Source organism: Phyllobacterium sp. 628, from assembly GCF_014189505.1.
Taxonomy (GTDB): domain Bacteria; phylum Pseudomonadota; class Alphaproteobacteria; order Rhizobiales; family Rhizobiaceae; genus Phyllobacterium.
Window position 1 is genome coordinate 212,556 of record NZ_CP050303.1, and the last position, 17,864, is coordinate 230,419.

Below are 17,864 nucleotides of genomic sequence, written 5' to 3' on the forward strand. Positions count from 1 at the left end.
TATCTTTCGAGCGACATGACGATACCTGCGCGGATGGGCGGCGTGCAGTGCTATTGGACTATTTGGGGCAATATAGAATGACACATAACAACACGGTCCGTTGGGCAGGTTTTCTCCTTGCCAGTACCGCACTCGCACTTCTGCAGCCAGCCATTGCCGGTGCACAGGAAAATGTGGTTCTGAAGGAAATCGTCATTGACGGCGGCGGCACTGCGACAGGTCCGGTCAAAGGCTATGTTGCCAAGAAAACCACGGCGGGTTCCAAATCCGATACGCCGATCACCGCGATTCCGCAGTCCATCTCCGTCGTCGGTCAGGACGAATTGCGCGATCGCGGCGTGAAGAAAGTTGATGAAGCCCTGCGCTATACGGCAGGTATCACCGCATCGCCGTTTGGCGAAGATCCGGATACGGACTGGATTTTCATCCGCGGCTTTCAAGCAACCCAGTCCGGCATTTTCCTCGATGGTCTGCCGCTCTACGGCTATGGCTTTGGCGGGTTCCAGATCGATCCCTACATGCTCGAACGTGTGGAAGTGCTGAAAGGCCCGGCCTCGGTTCTCTACGGCGGTGCCAATCCCGGCGGCATCGTTAATATGGTGAGCAAGCGTCCGCAGAAGGACCGTTTCGGCCGTATCGAGACCGGCATCAACCAATATGGCAATGCCTATCTCGGCGTCGATTTTGGCGACAAGATCGATGAAAACGGCGTTTGGACCTACCGCTTCACCGGCCGGATTGCCGGGGGCGAGCAGCAGACGGATTTCGCCAAGGATTTTCGCGGCTCGCTTATGCCGCAGATCACCTATGAGCCGTCGGCTGATACAAAAATCAGCGTCTTTGGCCAGTTCTCGGCCCTCGATCAGACACATGCAGGCGGTGGGTTCCTGCCTTATTATGGCACCGTCAAGAATGCGTCTTTTGGCAAGATCAGCCGCAAAGCCAATTTCACCGAGCCGAGCATTGATGATGGCGAAAACCGGCAATATCTGATCGGCTACGAAGCCGAACACACGTTCGACAATGGCTGGAAGCTTAGCCAGAATATGCGATACGGCCATCAGAACAAGGAAGAAACCTCGCCCTATCCCTATGGCTATGTTGACCCTGCCTTTCCCTATGGCGGCGGCCCGAAGCCGACAACACCGGATAATCAACTCTATCGTATCGGTTTCAACCACGACACCAAGGTCGATACATTCCTGTTGGACAATCGTGCCGAGAAGGAATTCACCACCGGAGCTTTTGAGCATAATTTCCTGTTTGGTGTGGACTACAAATACTTCAAGATCGATCAGACACAGGCATCCGGCGGAGCAACGCCGATCAGCGCCAACAACCCCGTATACGGAGCACCCCAAGGACCAACCAGCGTTTATCTCGATCAGGTTCTGAAGATGAACCAGATTGGTGTCTATGCACAGGATCAGGTGCGGTTTGGCGACGGTTGGCTGGTGACGCTGAACGGCCGGTATCACTATGTGAACATCAAATCCGACTCGGCTGTGGGCCCATTCTTCCCGCTTGGGCCGACCTATGATTACAACAAGGGTGCATTCAGCGGTCGTGCGGGTCTTGGCTATGAGTTCGACAATGGCGTAACGCCCTATGTAAGTGTTGCGACCTTCTTCAATCCTGTGATCGGGACAACCCGTGAAAAGCCATTGGTGCCGGAGGAAGGCTATCAGCTCGAAGCAGGTGTCAAATATGCACCGGATTTCATCGATGGCCTGCTGACCGCCTCGGTGTTTCAGATCACCAAGCGGAACGCCCTGTCGCGCATTCCCGGCACATTTATCGACACGCAGTTGGGTGAAGTGAAATCGACGGGCCTCGAACTTGAAGGCAAGGTCAATATCGACCAGAACTGGAAGGCTTTGGCATCGTTGACCGTGCTCGACATGGAAGTCAGCAAGGACAATGATCCGGATCTTGTTGGCAAGTGGCCGACAATCGTTCCCAAGACGTCAGCGGCGTTCTGGCTCGATTACACCGTCGATCAGGGTGCGCTGGAAGGTCTCAACCTCGGTGCCGGCGTGCGCTATCAGGGCGAATCCTATGCCACCAAAGACAACAAGCTGAAGGTTCCGGCTGCCACATTGTTCGATGCGGCAATCCGCTACGAGAAAGACAGCTGGGGCATGGCACTCAACGTGACCAACCTCTTCGATAAAGCCTATGTGAAGGGCTGCGACGGCGAGGCGGTCTGTGGTTACGGTGACGGCCGAACCTTTACACTGTCCGCCCATACCAAATGGTAAGGTAGAGATAATATCACCCGCACCGCCGGTGCCAAGCGCATTGCCGGTGTTTTCATTGTCCCGGCGCTCCTGACTTCTTTTGTCAGGAGGGTGGTTTGAAAACCTCTTTCGATCACCATATAAGGAAAATCATTCTTCCAATTATGTTTCGTATCCGCTGTTCTTTCTGGTAAAGACTGGCGGACCGAAATTCCTTCCGGATACATCTCATGTCATCAGCCATTTCTGTCTCCAGTCTGTTCAAGACCTACGGTTCCGGGTTTGAAGCGCTGAAGAATATCAATCTCGACATTCGCCACGGTGAAATCTTCGCGCTGCTCGGGCCGAATGGCGCGGGCAAGACGACGCTCATCAGCACGATCTGCGGTATCGTCAATCCAACATCGGGGACGATCCTTGCCGATGGCCACGACATCCAGAAGGAATACCGCGCCGCGCGCACCAAGATCGGGCTTGTTCCGCAAGAGCTGACCACGGATGCGTTTGAGACTGTCTGGAACACGGTCAGCTTCAGCCGCGGTCTGTTCGGCAAGCCGTTCAACCCCGCCCATATCGAGAAAATTCTGAAAGAACTCTCGCTCTGGGACAAGAAAGACAACAAGATCATCACGCTGTCCGGCGGTATGAAGCGCCGCGTCATGATCGCCAAGGCATTGTCGCACGAACCGGAAATCCTGTTCCTTGACGAACCAACGGCAGGTGTCGACGTGGAGCTGCGGCGCGACATGTGGAACGTGGTGCGGGCACTGCGGGAATCCGGCGTCACCATTATTTTGACGACCCATTATATCGAGGAAGCCGAGCAGATGGCAGACCGCATCGGTGTCATCAGCAAGGGCGAAATCGTCCTTGTCGAGGAAAAGAGTGAACTGATGCGCTCGCTCGGCAAGAAGCAACTGCGCCTGCAACTGCAGGAAGAACACAAATCCATCCCTGCCGCACTGGCCAAATACGGGCTGGAGCTGGCACCCAGCGGCGGCGAACTGATTTACAGTTACGACGCGCACGAGGAAAAGACCGGCATTGCCGCGCTGCTCAAGGACCTGGAAAAGGCGGGCATGGGTTTCAACGACATTCAGACGAAGCAAAGCTCGCTTGAGGAAATCTTCGTCAATCTGGTGAAGGAACGCACATGAACCTGCATGCGATCCGGGCGATCTACCTGTTCGAAATGCACCGTACCTGGCGCACGATCATGCAGAGCATCATCTCGCCTGTCATATCGACCAGCCTGTATTTCGTCGTCTTCGGCTCGGCAATCGGCGGACGTATTCCCGAAATCAGCGGCGTACCCTATGGCGCGTTCATCGTACCGGGGCTGGTGATGCTGTCGCTGCTGACGCAAAGCATTTCCAATGCTTCTTTCGGCATCTATTTCCCCAAATTCACCGGCACGATCTACGAATTGCTTTCCGCGCCTGTCTCCTATCTCGAGATTGTCATCGCCTATGTCGGAGCGGCGGCGTCGAAGTCCATTATTCTGGGCGTCATCATTCTGGCCACCGCGGCGTTGTTTGTCCCCCTCAGGATCGAACATCCATTCATCATGGTGCTGTTTCTGGTGCTGACTGCGGTCACGTTCAGCCTGTTCGGTTTTATCATCGGTATCTGGGCCGATGGCTTCGAGAAACTACAACTCGTGCCGCTGATGATCGTGACACCGCTGACGTTCCTGGGTGGCAGCTTCTATTCGATCGATATGCTTCCGCCATTCTGGCGCGTGGTCACGCTGTTCAATCCGGTTCTCTATCTGGTCAGCGGGTTTCGCTGGAGTTTCTATGGCCTGTCAGACGTGCATATTGGCACCAGCCTCGGCATGACAGCGGTGTTCCTTGTCGTGTGCATCTTTATCGTGCGCTGGATGTTCAAAACGGGGTATCGGTTGAAGAGCTGAACCTACTCTTCCCAGCGCTGAAACGGATCGCGATCATCGCTCGTATGATTGCGCTCTTCGGTGCCGAGAAAATCAACGGCTATATCGTCGGGTTTGAGCGCGATGGGCAGAAGATCCCCGATGGTCCGCAACGGCCATTTGACGGTCCCTGTTCAGCGGACCATGCTTTGATACTGTCTTTCCCACCGGACCCATACGCATTCCCCACTCGTGCGGTACCGGAGATGATCATGCCGGCAAAACCCGTAAGGAGTCGAGTCCCGCTTTTCGTTCAGCGGGACCACACGCCGTAAACAACCAGCGCCACGAACAGCGTAATGAAAACGGCAAAGGCAATATGCAGTTTCAACAGTGTGCTTTTCGTTCCTGATATGCGCACATGCAGCGGCCGGGTTTTGTCCGGCCGGGCGCGCAGATGCATCCGCGCCAGAATATCGTCCACGGCCTTGCAGCCATCAAGGGCATCCTCATGCGAGGCGATATAGCGGAACAGCGCCGCATCGAAAAACAGATAACCCGTCAGGAACAGGGTGATGAGACCGCCAACCATCATCAGCGGCCACAATCCGGCAAAGAGTGCCCCGCCCTTATCGGCGATCAGTGATGTGGCGACCATCAGGATGCAAGTGAATACACCATAGGTGATCGCACGCTGCCTCAAATGATGGGCAAACTCTATCGGGTCTTCCTCCATACCGTCCCCTTTGCAAACGAGAGATGTTGCCATATTCTATCGCTATATCAGGTCGTCCGCTCATAAATCTGATTAAAATGGCACGAGTGTACAACCTAAAGCGCAAAGCGCCGGAAGACAGATCGCAGGGCAAAGGCAAGTGTCAGGCCAATTGCTCCGGCTATTGCTACGGGGACAGCTGCCGCCTTCCATCCGGCGATATCGACAAGGCTGCCAACCACCACTGGACCAATCATCAGGCCGAGATTGCTGCCCTGCATGACAAGGCCAACCGACATGGCACCCAATTTCGGATCCGCCACAACCCTTGGTGCCGCTCCCATCATCGACGCCGGAAGACAACCGCCAACGCCGGAAAAGACAACGCAAAGGCCAAAGATCAACCAGGCCGGAGCTGGCAGAAGGAACACCGCAACGCCGGTGGCTGTCATTACCAGACTTGCACCGGCCATCAGCCGCCAGCGTGCGAAGCCGCGCCGCAGCGCAATACCTGCGCTGATATTCCCGATAATATTGGCAGCAATCGCAAAGGCAGTCAGCACACCCGCATTCCCACGCGACACTCCCATCTGTTCAGCCAGCAGCACTGGCAGAAAACTGAACAGTGCAAAAAATTGCAGGCCATACATGGTAAAGCCGAGTGCCAGCAGCAACGGTCCGCCTGAGGTGACGGTCTTGCCGCTATCGCGAACGATATCAGCCAAAGTGCTGGTGATTTTCCGCGGGTTCTCCCGTGGTATGATAACGTGCAGCAGCAGTGCAAAGAGCGCGGCAACGCCCGCATTGGCGAACCAGAACGGCCGCCATCCGTTGATGGCCAGCCCAAGCAGCAGCGCCAGCGCCATGCCGAACGGCATGTAGCAACTCCAGAACGAAAAAACGAGATCGCGATCCTGCGGTGCGGCAAGGCGGTTGAGGATCGCTGACCCGGCTATGATGACAAACAGCAAACCAGCACCCTCAAGGGCGCGGGCACTGAGCAAAATGCTGAATGTTTCCGTCGATGCCCCCACCGTGCTGCCGAAGGCAATCGCCAGCAGACCCGCGACAATCAGGTTTCTGTCGCCGAACCGGCCTACGGCTGCTCCCACGGCCATACCGCCGAATACAGCCAACAAAGCAAAAATCGACATCACCCAGCCTGCCTGTTGCAGGTTAAGCTGAAAATCCTGACGCAACAGCGGAATGGCAATGGTCGCTTTGCCGACCTGCAGGGCTGCGACAACGCCACTGGCGATGACGAAGGCGGCAGAAAGCCGGTCGGTTTCAGGGATGGAAGGTGCCATCGTTTTGGTATCGGTCATGATTGGTCCACGGAATTCAGTCATGCGGTGATGATGACATGGGGAACATCATCGATGATATTGACAAAATACGCGCCAACATGATCGATTGAATAGATCATGTTGGATGCACTCACGCTTGATCAAATGCGCATGTTCGTGGCCATCACCGAGACGGGGAGCTTCCGCGCCGCCTCGCAGCGGCTGGCGCGCGTTCAATCCGCTGTCAGCCATTCCATCAGCAGTATGGAGGCGCAGCTCGGTCTTTCGCTGTTCGACCGGTCGGGACACAAGCCGATCCTCACTTCGGAAGGACAGGCGCTGCTCGCCGATATCCGGGCAATCCTGTTGAAGGTCGATACAATGCGCGCCCGGGCACGCGGGCTTGGTGAAGGGCTTGAGCTTGGCATCACCATCGCGCTTGATCCGCAATTTCCCGGACCCCTTGCAGCCCGCGCTTTGAAAATCATGCAGGATGTCTACCCGTCGGTCGGTGTAAGACTGACCATTGCGCCGATGGGTGTGCCGATTGCCGCCCTTCGGGAGCGCAGATGTACCCTGGCCGTGATGGCAATCGATATGCCGGACCCGATGATTGAACGGGAAGAACTGACTTTTCTTTGGCGCATGGCCGTCGTCGCGCCGGGTCATCCTTTGGCCGAACGCGCAGCAATGGCTGGGCCGCTTACCGCTTCGGAACTGGCGGACCATGTTCAGATTGTTACTGAAGATCCATCGCACCTCACCCGGGGCCGCGATTTTCAGGTCCTGTCACCGCGCACATGGCGCGTCAGTGACAATGATGCCAAGCGGCTCCTGATACTGGCGGGAATCGGCTGGGGCAATCTGCCGATCTGGCTGGTTGATCAGGATATCCGGGAAGGACGGCTGATGCGCGTCCCGGCCGCCGAGTTCGGCCCGGAAGGCGAAACCGTCCTGCGCGGCTACCTCGCACACCGCGCCGATGAACCTTTGGGACCAGCATCACGGCTGTTCCGCAAGACGCTCATCGAGCAGGTTGCCCACAGCAAAATCATGAAACCCTGAACCGCCACTAGCCGCCTTTGTCTTGGAAAAGGGCCCATGCGACCGATGCTGCGGTTGTACTGACCTGCGTTCTGCACTAGGTCCTAACCGCGACCACATTCAGCTTTGGGGGAATACAGGCGTTTTGTCCACCGATACGAGCCCGGTGCCAACAAAACGACAAACAGAATGGTCAATAGACCACGACCGGACAGACCCAATTCGTCTGTACGGATCTAAGAAGAAGAAAAGGACTGCAAGAAATGCCAGGATTCCGTATTGCCATTGCGGCTGTTATGACCGTGTTCATGGCGCTGACGATCTCAGCCTGTTCGAACGACGAAGCCACCCAGCGCAAGGCATTCATCGATTTTCTGCAAACACGCATTGTCGACAAGAAGGGGGTCAGCGTACCCCAGTTGACCGCAGACGAAACCAAATCATTCGGCAGTTACGCCGCCCAGTACAAAATCATTACCGATTTTCATTCCGCGATGAACGAAAAGATCAGCAAGCCGATGGAAGCGCTGGCAGCCAAGGGTGCAATCACGTCCATCAACGATGCAATGAGCCGTAAAGCAGACATTCAGACAGCCTATGACGGATTGAGCGCTTTGCGTATCACCATGGACGAAGAGCAATCAACGGCGGATAAGGCCCATGCAGCGCTCACGCAGCCGGAAGACCTCAAGCCCGTGTTTGACAAGGCCTATGACAAGACAGTCAGCAATCTTGCCAATACCTATAAGGAAATCTTTCCAGCCACGAGCCAGACCTTCGACATTCTTTTGAAGGTTGTCGACTTTGTCGACCAGCACAAGGATAAGATCACCATTTCAGGCTCGATGTTCGAAGTGTCAGACCCAGCGGTGCAAACGCAGCTCAACACGCTGCTGGAACAGGTCAACGCCAAGAGCCAGCAGATGCAGGAAGCGCAACAGAAGATGCGCGCTGCAATCTACGGGAACTAACCGACTCTGCCACGTGCGGCGACGGGGGCTATTTCCACAACCTCGTCGCCTGAAATCAGCACCACACTGTCAAACAGATTTGACACCACACAAGCGTGATTGGGGATAATCCGAACGCGATCTCCGATCTTCGGCTTTACCGGACAGGTGGAAATATCAATCGTCCCGTGCTCCTCGCTGAGCGAGGTGATCACCGCATCGGGATACTCGACAATCCGTCCGAAACCTTCCATTCCGAATGTGTCTGATGTCAGCGACTTCGATCCCGCATCAATGACGGCACGGTTTTCTGTCGGGCGGCTGACCACGGTTGCAAACACAGTCAGCGCACAATCGTCCCATGTGCCAGCGCCTTTGGCCACTTGAAACCGGTCCATATAAATGTAGGTTCCGGGCCGATGTTCGGTCGCACTCGTCACTTCATGCGCGCGCCACATATCGGGCGAACCGCCATTCGAAATAACGCGCGGATCAAGCCCCGCATCGATTGCCTTTTGTTTCGCCGATTTGAGCCAGGCCTCATTTTCCGCCACGCCCCCGCCTTGGGATAGGTCATGAACCCGGCAAAGGTCAGGCCATCGGCGGCATCAATAATCTTGGCCAGCGCCACAGCTTCATCCGGTGTCTGCACGCCGCAGCGGCCCATTCCGGTATCACACTCAACCAGAACCTCAAGCGGCTTGGCTGAATTCTTGAACGCTTCGGCCAGACCGCGCACCGTGAATTCGCTGTCGGCGGTAACCGCAATCTTGATCCGGCCATGCAAGGCAGCAAGCCGGTCCAGTTTTGCTTTGCCGATAATATTGTAGGGGATGAAAATATCGGTCAGGCCCGCATCGGCCATGACTTCGACTTCGCCAAGTTTCTGACAGGTGATCCCAACTGCACCCAGTTCCACCTGCCGTTTGGCAAAGCGCGGCAGCTTGTGTGTTTTGATGTGCGGGCGCACGGCAAGCCCGTGAGCGTCGGCATAGGTCTGGAAACGCTGCAGATTGGCATCAGCCCGGTCCACGTCGATAAGGACGGCAGGCGTATCAAGGTCGGACAGTTTCAATTCTCAATCTCCAAGCGGAAGGTTGGGTGCATCGCTTTTCTGCATGCCCTGAAGGTTTTTGATCCGGCGCATCCGCTCCACTGCAGGTGCACCGATCTTCTCGGCCACAGTCATGGCCAGCATGTCGGTCAGGGCGAGAAGGGCATAGCGGGCAGGGGACGGACGGTAAACATTGGTGCCTTCTTCAATGTGAAAAGGCAAGACCAGTTGCGCGGCCGCAGCCAAAGATGAATTGGCTGCCGTGAAGGCAATCGTCTTTGCCCCATAACGGCCGGCGATGGTCACTGCATCGATGACCGGTTTGACTTCCCCGGAAAGCGAATAGGCGACGATCACTGTATCCTTGTTGCTGGTCGCCGCCGTCATCTGCTGCATTTCACCGTCAATGTGCGACGATGCTGGCAGACCAAGCCGGAACAGGCGGTTTTCCAGCTCCGTCGCTGCCATGGAAGAGGCACCGCCGGAACCATAGGCGCGGACCATACCTGCACCCGCGACGATGGTAGCGGCTCTTTCGAGATTCGCGTGGCTGATCTGGCCTGTAACTGTTTCGATAGCATTCATGGCGCTGTTGGCGATAATCGACGGCACAGCATTGCCCGTCGCGCCGTCAGCCGGATTGACCGATATGAATCGCCCTGCGATCGCCAGCGACTGTGCCAGACCCACCTTGAAATCACGGGTGCCATCGAAACCAAGCATGCGGCAGAAGCGTGTAATCGTCGGCTCACTCACTCCTGCCTTTTCCGCCAGAAGCTCAATGGATGCATGGGTGGCAAACTCGGCATCCGACAAAACCGCAGCCGCAACCCGCTGATCGGACCGCTGGCCGTTCTCGGCGATTTCCTGGAGCCGGGCGACAATGTCGAAGTGAGGCGACCCCATTGCCATTAAATCCGGCTTCCAGTTTTCCCGTCAAAGACGTGAACTTTTGCCGGATCAACCGTCAACATCATCTGGCTGCCCGGCTCTGGCGCAATACGGTCGCGGAAAACACAGCGAACCCCGATACCAGCAATCGTACCGAAGAGGTGGGTTTCCGAACCCGTCGGCTCGATGACTTCGACCTTGTAGGGGAAACCCTGACCGCTGGCGGCAAGACGGTAATGTTCCGGGCGGATACCGACTTCAATGGGCTGGCCGGAAGCCGCTGTCGTGTCACCAACCAGAATTGCGAAGCCTTCAGCCGTGCGCATACGCGGCGTTCCATCACCCCGCTCCAAAGTGCCGGGAATGAAACTCATGGCGGGGGAGCCGAGGAATCCGGCAACAAATTTATTGGCTGGGCGGTCGTAAAGCTCAAGCGGCGAGCCGATCTGTTCGATGCGGCCGCTATTCATCACGACAATACGGTCAGCCATGGTCATGGCTTCGATCTGGTCGTGGGTGACATAGACGATTGTGGTCTTCAACTGCTGGTGCAGGGCCTTAATTTCCGTACGCATTTGTACGCGCAGCTTGGCATCGAGATTGGATAGTGGCTCGTCAAACAGGAACAGGTCTGGTTCACGTACAATGGTGCGGCCCATGGCGACGCGCTGGCGCTGTCCACCGGAAAGCTGACGCGGCAGCCGGTCAAGATAATCGTGCAGGTTCAGCGTTTCAGCCGCCTTGTTCACCTTGGCATCAATGACTTTGCCCGCCTCACGGCGAATTTTCGGACCAAAGCCGATATTCTTGCGCGTGGTCATGTGTGGGAAGAGCGCATAGCTCTGGAAGACCATGGAAATATTGCGCTGTTGCGGGGCAAGGCCATTGGTCAGGCGGTCACCGATCCATAGCTCGCCCGAAGAAATATCATCGAGACCGGCGATCATCCGCAGCAGCGTGGACTTGCCGCAACCGGACGGGCCGATCAGGACGAGGAACTCACCGTCGCGGACTTCAAGGTCAATGCCGTGCAGGACACTCATGGCACCATAGGATTTGACGAGCTGTTTGATCTGCAATCCGGCCATGTCAATTTTTCCCAGCTAAAACGTCATTGATGAAACGCAGGTTTCCGGCGGTCAATCCCGCATCCACGGCAAGGGCTGTGCCAGTAATACCCGATGCGGCCGATGAAGCCAGAAACAGCGTGGCGTTTGCCACTTCTTCCGGCGTAACCATGCGTCCGAGCGGATAGTGCGGCAAGACTTTTGCCAGAAGCTCGGGCTGCTTCGCCAGCCGGTGATCCCACGCAGGCGTGCGCACCGAGCCAGGGCAGACCGCATTGGCCCGAATGCCGGAGCTGCCGCGCTCCACGGCCAATGCCTTCACATAGGAAATAAGCCCGGCCTTGGCGGCCGAATAGGCAGGATTGCCATAATGCTGAATGGCATTGACCGAAGAGATGAAGACGATATTGCCACTGCCACGCGCCGCCATAGCCTCAACCACAGGTGTGGTGACATGGAACGCGCCATTGAGATTGACTGCAATCTCGCGATCCCAGACGTCACCGTCAACCTGATCCAGTGTTTCACCGCGCGTGAAACCGGCATTGTTGATCAGAACATCCGGGGCGCCCGCTGCCTTGATGAAATCGCCAATGACCTTTGCCGTTGCGGCGCGGTCCGTCAGTTCAAAAACCAGACGATGGGCAAGCGGAAGGCCTTCGAGCAAGGCGGCGTCCTGATCGGCACCAGAGACAATAGCGCCCGCAGCTGTGAAAGCGGCAATCAGCGCCTGTCCGATGCCGCCACCGGCGCCGGTGATCAAAACCTGCTTGTCCTTCAAACCATAGAAGTCATGTAAATTGGGTGGGGTCATTGTCTGTTCGTTGGTTCCCGTGTCAGCGCCCGTTGCGGACGATAGTCATGCGGATTCTGCCCGCTTGTTGTCCAGCTAATGGCTATGCATGAAAAAAAGCAACATAATAATACGTGGATTACATGAAAAATTTCGCTTGCATGAAATTAAATTACATTTGAAGATAGCAGAGTTGATTAAGAGGAGCATTTTCCAGGAAGCGCAGGAGCGTTCCTGTGACAATGATTTGCGAACAAGAACGAACGCCGCTTGAAGCGGTGACAACAAGGGGTCCAACCATGACTTTCAAACAGAAACTTTTCCTGCTTGCGGGAGCGAGCATCGTGGCTTTCAGCAGCAGTGCGTTTGCTGCCAGTACCGTGCGCGTAACCATCGCCGAATACAGCAAGGGCACCGGCCCTTATTTCCAGGAAGCGGCGAAAGCCTTCGAGGCCGCCAATCCTGATGTTAAAGTCCAGATCGAAGTTGTGCCGTGGGATAGCCTGCAGCAGAAACTCACCACCGATATTTCCGCCGGTGCCAATGCCGACCTTTCGATCATCGGCACACGCTGGCTGCTCGATTTTGTCTCCGAGGGTATTGTTGCGCCGCTCGACGAGCACATCAAACCGGAATTCAAGGCGCGCTTCATCGATACGTTCCTCACGCCGTCTGTCATGAATGGCAAGGTCTATGGTCTGCCGATCGCTGCATCGGCCCGCGCCATGTATTACAACAAGGACATTTTTGCCAAGGCCGGCATCACCACGCCACCTGCAACATGGGCTGACTTCAAGACCAGCGCGGAAAAGATCAAGAAGCTTGACGGCGAAACTTATGGTTTCGGCCTGCAGGGCAAGGAAATCGAGACGGATGTCTATTTCTACTACGGCATGTGGTCGAATGGCGGCGAGATCGTCAAGGACGGCAAGTCGGGGCTTGATTCCAAGGCAGCTGTGGAAACGGCAAAACTCTACAAGAGCTTTATCGATGAGGGTCTGACCCAGCCGGGCGTGACATCCTATTCGCGCGAAGATGTGCAGAACCTGTTCAAGCAGGGCAAGGTCGCGACGGTTATCACCGCGCCATTCCTGTCCGGCCAGATCAAGACCGAAGCACCGAAACTGAACTACGGTGTTGCACCGATACCCGCAGGCCCCAGCGGCGACCAAGGCACCTATGGCGTGACCGACTCCATTGTCCTGTTCGAGAATTCCAAGAACAAGGAAGCCGCCTGGAAATTCCTCGATTTCATCTTCACCACAGAACAGCGCACCAAGTTTGACAAGGTTGAAAATTTCCTGCCGGTGAATGCAGAAGAAGCCAAGGACCCGTATTTCGCCGATAATGCCGATCTGAAGGTGTTCACCTCGCTTCTGCCCAATGCGCGGTTTGCGCCGGTTATTCCGGGCTGGGAAGACATCGCCAAGACAACCTCCAATGCGATCCAGAAGATCTACCTTGGACAGGGTGAGGCCGAAGCAACGTTGAAAGAGGCTGCAGCCAAGATCAATGCAACGCTGAAATAGGCTGGTGGTGGTGGGGAGTGTTGTTTCACCCCCACCCCGTCGCTTCGCTCCGACCCTCCCCACAAGGGGGAGGGTAACGCGGCGGCAACTTTGCTGATTATCTCCACCCTCCCCCTTGTGGGGAGGGTCGGACCAAAGGTCCGGGGTGGGGGTATTTTACAAGCTGTCAAAAAGACCCATGAAGGAACGCACGCTTATGCAACGGGCAACCGCCCCCTATTTTCTGATCCTGCCGAGTTTTCTTCTGGCGGCCGCCATCATTCTCTGGCCCCTGAAGGAGATCATTTCGCTGTCGCTGCATGACGTGAACCGTTTCGGCATGCTGCGCGAATTCGTCGGGCTTGAGCATTTCCGCGTTCTGTTTGCCGATCCGGATTTCATTGCCGCGACGTGGCGCACGCTTGTCTGGACCGTCTGCGTGGTATTAGGCACGCTCATTGTGTCGGTGCCTATCGCGCTCATTCTGAATGAAGATTTTTACGGGCGCGGCTTTGCCCGCATCCTGATCATGCTGCCTTGGGCGATTTCCCTGAGCATGACTGCCGTCGTCTGGCGCTGGGCACTGAATGGCGAGAGCGGCATGCTGAATTCTGCGCTGCGGGATCTCGGCATCATCGGCAGCAACATCCAATGGCTCGCCGACGCGACAACCGCTTTTCCGATGCAAATCCTGATCGGCATTCTTGTCTCGGTGCCATTTACGGTCACCATCTTTCTGGGTGGTTTGTCTTCGGTGCCCGATGACCTTTACGAAGCTGCTTCCACAGAAGGCGCCGGGCGCTGGGACCAGTTTCGCCTGATCACGCTGCCGCTGCTGCGGCCCTTCATCAACATCGCCTTCGTGCTCAACACCATCTACGTCTTCAATTCATTCCCCATCATCTGGGTGACCACACAGGGCGGGCCGTCCAACTCGACCCATATCCTTGTGACCTATCTCTATGAGCTTGGCTTCCGGCTTGGCCGGCTGGGGGAAGCTGCCGCCGTGTCGCTGATCATGTTTGTCATCCTGCTTGTCTTCACCATCATCTATGTGCGGCTGGCGATGCGTGAGGAGAAAGCATGATGAACAGCAAACTCAAGCGCTCGCTCCTGTTCTGGCTCTTTCTCTCACCCATCGTTGTCGTGATCCTGTTCCCCTATGCGGTCATGACCATCACAGCGATGAAATCCGCGACCGAGGTTCTGAATCCTACCTGGTGGCCGGACGAAATTCACTGGCAGAATTTCCCTGAAATGTGGCAAACGTCAGGGATCGGATCGGCTCTGGCCAATTCGCTCTATGTGTCAATTCTATCGACCGCACTGACAATCATCGTGTCCATCCCCGCCGCCTATGCGATCAGCCGCTACCAGTTTGCCGGGCGCAATGCCTACCGGCAATTCCTCCTGATCTCGCAGATGCTGTCGCCGATTGTTCTGGTCATCGGCCTGTTCAGGCTGGCAACCAGCGCGGGCATGATCGACAACTTGAATGTGCTGATCATCATCTATACCGGGTTTAACATCGCCTTTTGCGTGTGGATGCTGCAGAGCTATTTTTCCACCATTCCGCGCGATCTTGAGGAGGCGTCATGGATGGAAGGCGCGAGCCGCTGGCGCACCCTGCGCAGCGTTTTCCTGCCACTCGCGGTTCCCGCCATGGTCGTCACGGCGATCTTCACCTTCATCAATGCCTGGAATGAGTTTGTTATCGCGCTCACCATGCTGCGCCGGGAAGAAAATTACACATTGCCGATCCGCGTTCTCTCACTCGTCGCGGGGCGCTACACGGTTGACTGGCATTATGTCATGGCTGCGGCATTTGTGGCTTCAGTGCCGGTGGCCATTCTCTTTGCCTGGCTGCAGCGCTATCTGGTGCGCGGTCTTTCCATCGGCGCCGTCAAATAATCAAGCATAGGAACTGAACACGATGACAAAACAACATTTCGGATCGGCCCATGTGCCGCTGTCACCCGCCGTACGTGCCGGTGATTTCATCTATATTTCCGGTCAGGTTCCGGTGGGAGCCGACGGCACGGTGATCATCGGCGGTATCGAAGCCCAGACCGCCAAAGTCATGGAAAACATCAAGGCCGCGCTCGCCCTTGCCGGTGCCGAGCTTTCCGATGTCGTGAAGACCTTTGTCATTCTCGAAGATGCCCGCGAATTCGCCGCCTTCAATAAAACCTATGCCACCTATTTTCCGCAGAACCCGCCTGCCCGCACCACGATTGAATCGCGTTTGATGATCGACATCAAGATTGAAATCGAAGCCATCGCCTATAAGCCTGTTTAAGCAGTGGTGCGTGGTTCGTGGTTCGACAAGCTCACCATGAGGGAGAGGGTTGTGTTGCAGGGAGCCACATTCAGCAACCTTCGTGATTATCACTGCAGCCACCAATCTTCCTCATGGTGAGCTTGTCGAACCACGCACAATGGCAATGCCAATTGAATATCGCAGTTATCAGACTGCAGTCTGCCAGTAAGAGAGTTCACCATGCGCATTTTCACCGCGTCCTTCGCGACGGAAACCAACACGTTTTCACCGGTTCCGACTGACCGCGCCAGCTTTGAAATGGCGTTCTATGCGGGGCCGGGCGAACATCCGGAAACACCGACCTTGTGCTCGGCGCCTATGGTTGTTCTGCGCCGGAGAGCGCGCGAGGAAGGTTTCGAGCTTGTCGAGGGAACGGCAACCTGGGCGGAGCCGGGCGGTTTGCTGCAGCAACAGGCCTACGAAGAACTGCGCGACGAAATCCTTGGACAGTTGCGGGCAGCCATGCCGGTGGATGGCGTGATCCTCGGCTTGCACGGGGCCATGGTGGCTCAAGGCTATGACGATTGCGAAGGCGATCTTCTGGAACGTATTCGTGGCATCGTTGGTCCGGATATTCTGATTGCATCCGAACTTGATCCGCACAGTCACCTGACCCGCAAGCGCGTCGAAAATTCCAATATTCTGGCAGCATTTCTCGAGTTCCCGCATACGGATTTTTATGAGCGCGGCGAGCATGTGGTTGACCTCGCCCTTCGTACACTGCGCGGTGAAATCAAACCCGTTATCTCGACATTCGATTGCCGGATGATCGGCGTTTATCCCACCAGCCGCGAACCGATGCGCTCCTTCATCGATCGCATTCAGGCGATGCAGGGCAAACATAACATCCTCTCCATTTCATTGATCCATGGCTTTATGGCCGGTGACGTGCCGGAGCTTGGCACGCAGGTCATGGTCGTGACCGACAATGACGCGCCGCGCGGCGCTGCCTTGGCCGAGTCGCTCGGGATGGAAATTTTCGCCATGCGCGGCAGAACCGCCATGCCGATGCTGGACACGGAGGCCGGTCTCGACAGGGCTGTCGCACTTGCCGCGCAAAAAACCGGCAAGCCAGTCGTTGTTGCCGACGTATGGGACAATCCCGGCGGCGGTGTTGCCGGTGACGGCACCCTGATCCTGCGCCGCATGATCGAGCGTGGGATCGATAATGTTGCTGTCGCAACGATCTGGGACCCCATCGCCGTCACCTTCTGTCTTGCGGCAGGCGAGGGCGCACGCATTCAGCTGCGCTTTGGCGGCAAGGCGGGACCGGACGGCGGCGCACCGATCGATGCACGCGTCGAGGTCCTGAAGGCAGTGCAGGAGGGATGGCAGAGTTTTGGGAAAAGCCGGGTGACGCTCGGACCGGCGGCAATTATCCGTCTTGAAGGCACCAATATTGAAGTGATCCTCAACACCAACCGCACACAGACTTTTGAGCCGGACATTTTCTCCAACCTTGGCATTGAGCCCGGCGCGAAAGATATTCTGCTGGTCAAATCGACCAATCACTTCCATGCGGGCTTCGAGCCTGTCGCGGCGGAGATCATTTATATTGATGCGGGTGCACCCTATCCGTCAAACCCGAAGAAGACAGATTACCGCAAACTGTCACGGGAAATCTGGCCGCGCGTGGATATGCCTTTCTGATTCAGGACCGGCGGTAATAGGCTTCAAGGACGGAGAGCCCGGCTTTCAAATCCTTGGCACCCCGTTCGCCAAGACTGGCAAACAGCTCGGTCTCATAACCATGCGCCAGCGTCGCAAGGTGCTGGTAGGCCTTGCGACCGGCAGGGGTAAGTTCCAGATGTTCGGTCCGGCGGTCGGCTTCGTCGCGCTTGCGTTTCAGCCAGTGCCGCTGCTCCAGCGCGAACACGGCGCGGCTGACCTTGGTCTTGTGCATGGATGAGTGAGCGCCGATGGCCGTTGCCGACAGGGCACCGAACTGGCCAAGCGTTGCCAGCGTGCGCCATTCCGGACGCGTCAATCCATAGTGATCCCGATATTGGCTGGCGAAGCGCTGGCTGATGGCTTCCGCCGCCTTATTCAGCCGGTAGGGTATGAAATCTTCCAGAATGAGCGGCGGTCTGCCTGTCTCGTCATCTTTCATCACTATTTGATCC

The 17,864-nt window shown here is 56.4% G+C and carries 17 protein-coding genes and 1 pseudogene; 10 read left to right on the forward strand and 8 right to left on the reverse strand.

What is annotated here, in order from left to right; genetic code table 11:
• Nucleotides 1–77 precede the first annotated feature (77 nt).
• The 3 genes from HB779_RS23570 to HB779_RS23580 all read left to right on the forward strand — a co-directional run bounded on the left by HB779_RS23570 (nt 78) and on the right by HB779_RS23580 (nt 4,155).
• A complete protein-coding gene (locus tag HB779_RS23570) occupies nt 78–2,261 on the forward strand; it encodes a TonB-dependent siderophore receptor (protein ID WP_188346811.1) in 2,184 nt (727 codons plus the stop codon).
• Between the two features lie 209 nt (nt 2,262–2,470).
• Nucleotides 2,471–3,397, forward strand: coding sequence for an ABC transporter ATP-binding protein (locus HB779_RS23575; RefSeq protein WP_188346812.1), 927 nt, complete (start codon nt 2,471–2,473; stop codon nt 3,395–3,397).
• Nucleotides 3,394–4,155, forward strand: coding sequence for an ABC transporter permease (locus HB779_RS23580; RefSeq protein ID WP_188346813.1), 762 nt, complete (start codon nt 3,394–3,396; stop codon nt 4,153–4,155). Before HB779_RS23575 ends, HB779_RS23580 begins: the two co-directional genes overlap by 4 nt.
• A gap of 2 nt (nt 4,156–4,157) precedes the next feature.
• Here the strand turns inward: HB779_RS23580 and HB779_RS25640 are convergent, their stop codons facing one another.
• From HB779_RS25640 to HB779_RS23590, 3 genes are all read right to left on the reverse strand, one after another.
• Nucleotides 4,158–4,286, reverse strand: a complete 129-nt coding sequence (locus HB779_RS25640; RefSeq protein WP_256440684.1) for a hypothetical protein — start codon at nt 4,284–4,286, stop codon at nt 4,158–4,160.
• A 140-nt stretch (nt 4,287–4,426) separates the two neighbouring features.
• Nucleotides 4,427–4,849, reverse strand: a complete 423-nt coding sequence (locus tag HB779_RS23585) for a hypothetical protein (protein WP_188346814.1) — start codon at nt 4,847–4,849, stop codon at nt 4,427–4,429.
• A gap of 95 nt (nt 4,850–4,944) precedes the next feature.
• Complete coding sequence (locus HB779_RS23590; protein ID WP_188346815.1) at nt 4,945–6,153, reverse strand: CynX/NimT family MFS transporter; 1,209 nt, start codon at nt 6,151–6,153, stop codon at nt 4,945–4,947.
• A 99-nt stretch (nt 6,154–6,252) separates the two neighbouring features.
• Between HB779_RS23590 and HB779_RS23595 the strand changes: the two genes are divergently transcribed.
• Together HB779_RS23595 and HB779_RS23600 are read left to right on the forward strand one after the other, a co-directional pair.
• Entirely contained in the window at nt 6,253–7,179 is a 927-nt protein-coding gene (locus HB779_RS23595) for a LysR family transcriptional regulator (protein ID WP_188346816.1), read from the forward strand.
• A 242-nt stretch (nt 7,180–7,421) separates the two neighbouring features.
• Nucleotides 7,422–8,129, forward strand: a complete 708-nt coding sequence (locus tag HB779_RS23600; protein WP_188346817.1) for a DUF3053 family protein — start codon at nt 7,422–7,424, stop codon at nt 8,127–8,129.
• Here HB779_RS23600 and HB779_RS23605 read toward each other — a convergent pair.
• From HB779_RS23605 to HB779_RS23620, 4 genes and pseudogenes are all read right to left on the reverse strand, one after another.
• Nucleotides 8,126–9,183, reverse strand: a pseudogene (locus HB779_RS23605) (D-TA family PLP-dependent enzyme). The gene HB779_RS23600 and the pseudogene HB779_RS23605 sit on opposite strands and share 4 nt — an antisense overlap.
• Before the next feature lie 3 nt (nt 9,184–9,186).
• Nucleotides 9,187–10,068 carry a MurR/RpiR family transcriptional regulator gene (locus HB779_RS23610; protein ID WP_188346818.1) on the reverse strand — a complete coding sequence of 294 codons (882 nt, stop codon included), beginning with the start codon at nt 10,066–10,068 and terminating at the stop codon, nt 9,187–9,189.
• Nucleotides 10,069–10,073: 5 nt separating this feature from the next.
• Nucleotides 10,074–11,141, reverse strand: coding sequence for an ABC transporter ATP-binding protein (locus HB779_RS23615; RefSeq protein WP_188346819.1), 1,068 nt, complete (start codon nt 11,139–11,141; stop codon nt 10,074–10,076).
• 1 nt (nt 11,142) lies between these two features.
• Complete coding sequence (locus HB779_RS23620) at nt 11,143–11,934, reverse strand: SDR family oxidoreductase (RefSeq protein WP_188346820.1); 792 nt, start codon at nt 11,932–11,934, stop codon at nt 11,143–11,145.
• A 278-nt stretch (nt 11,935–12,212) separates the two neighbouring features.
• Between HB779_RS23620 and HB779_RS23625 the strand changes: the two genes are divergently transcribed.
• The 5 genes from HB779_RS23625 to HB779_RS23645 all read left to right on the forward strand — a co-directional run bounded on the left by HB779_RS23625 (nt 12,213) and on the right by HB779_RS23645 (nt 17,391).
• Nucleotides 12,213–13,442, forward strand: a complete 1,230-nt coding sequence (locus tag HB779_RS23625; RefSeq protein ID WP_188346821.1) for a sugar ABC transporter substrate-binding protein — start codon at nt 12,213–12,215, stop codon at nt 13,440–13,442.
• Between the two features lie 196 nt (nt 13,443–13,638).
• Nucleotides 13,639–14,508 carry a carbohydrate ABC transporter permease gene (locus tag HB779_RS23630; RefSeq protein WP_188346822.1) on the forward strand — a complete coding sequence of 290 codons (870 nt, stop codon included), beginning with the start codon at nt 13,639–13,641 and terminating at the stop codon, nt 14,506–14,508.
• On the forward strand, nt 14,505–15,332 hold the full coding sequence (locus HB779_RS23635) for a carbohydrate ABC transporter permease (RefSeq protein ID WP_188346823.1): 828 nt from the start codon (nt 14,505–14,507) through the stop codon (nt 15,330–15,332). Before HB779_RS23630 ends, HB779_RS23635 begins: the two co-directional genes overlap by 4 nt.
• A gap of 22 nt (nt 15,333–15,354) precedes the next feature.
• Nucleotides 15,355–15,720, forward strand: coding sequence for a RidA family protein (locus tag HB779_RS23640; RefSeq protein WP_188346824.1), 366 nt, complete (start codon nt 15,355–15,357; stop codon nt 15,718–15,720).
• A 201-nt stretch (nt 15,721–15,921) separates the two neighbouring features.
• Nucleotides 15,922–17,391: a M81 family metallopeptidase gene (locus tag HB779_RS23645; protein ID WP_188346825.1), complete on the forward strand. Its 1,470-nt coding sequence runs from the start codon at nt 15,922–15,924 to the stop codon at nt 17,389–17,391.
• Nucleotide 17,392: 1 nt separating this feature from the next.
• Here the strand turns inward: HB779_RS23645 and HB779_RS23650 are convergent, their stop codons facing one another.
• Complete coding sequence (locus HB779_RS23650; protein ID WP_188346903.1) at nt 17,393–17,851, reverse strand: MarR family winged helix-turn-helix transcriptional regulator; 459 nt, start codon at nt 17,849–17,851, stop codon at nt 17,393–17,395.
• Nucleotides 17,852–17,864: the final 13 nt, after the last annotated feature.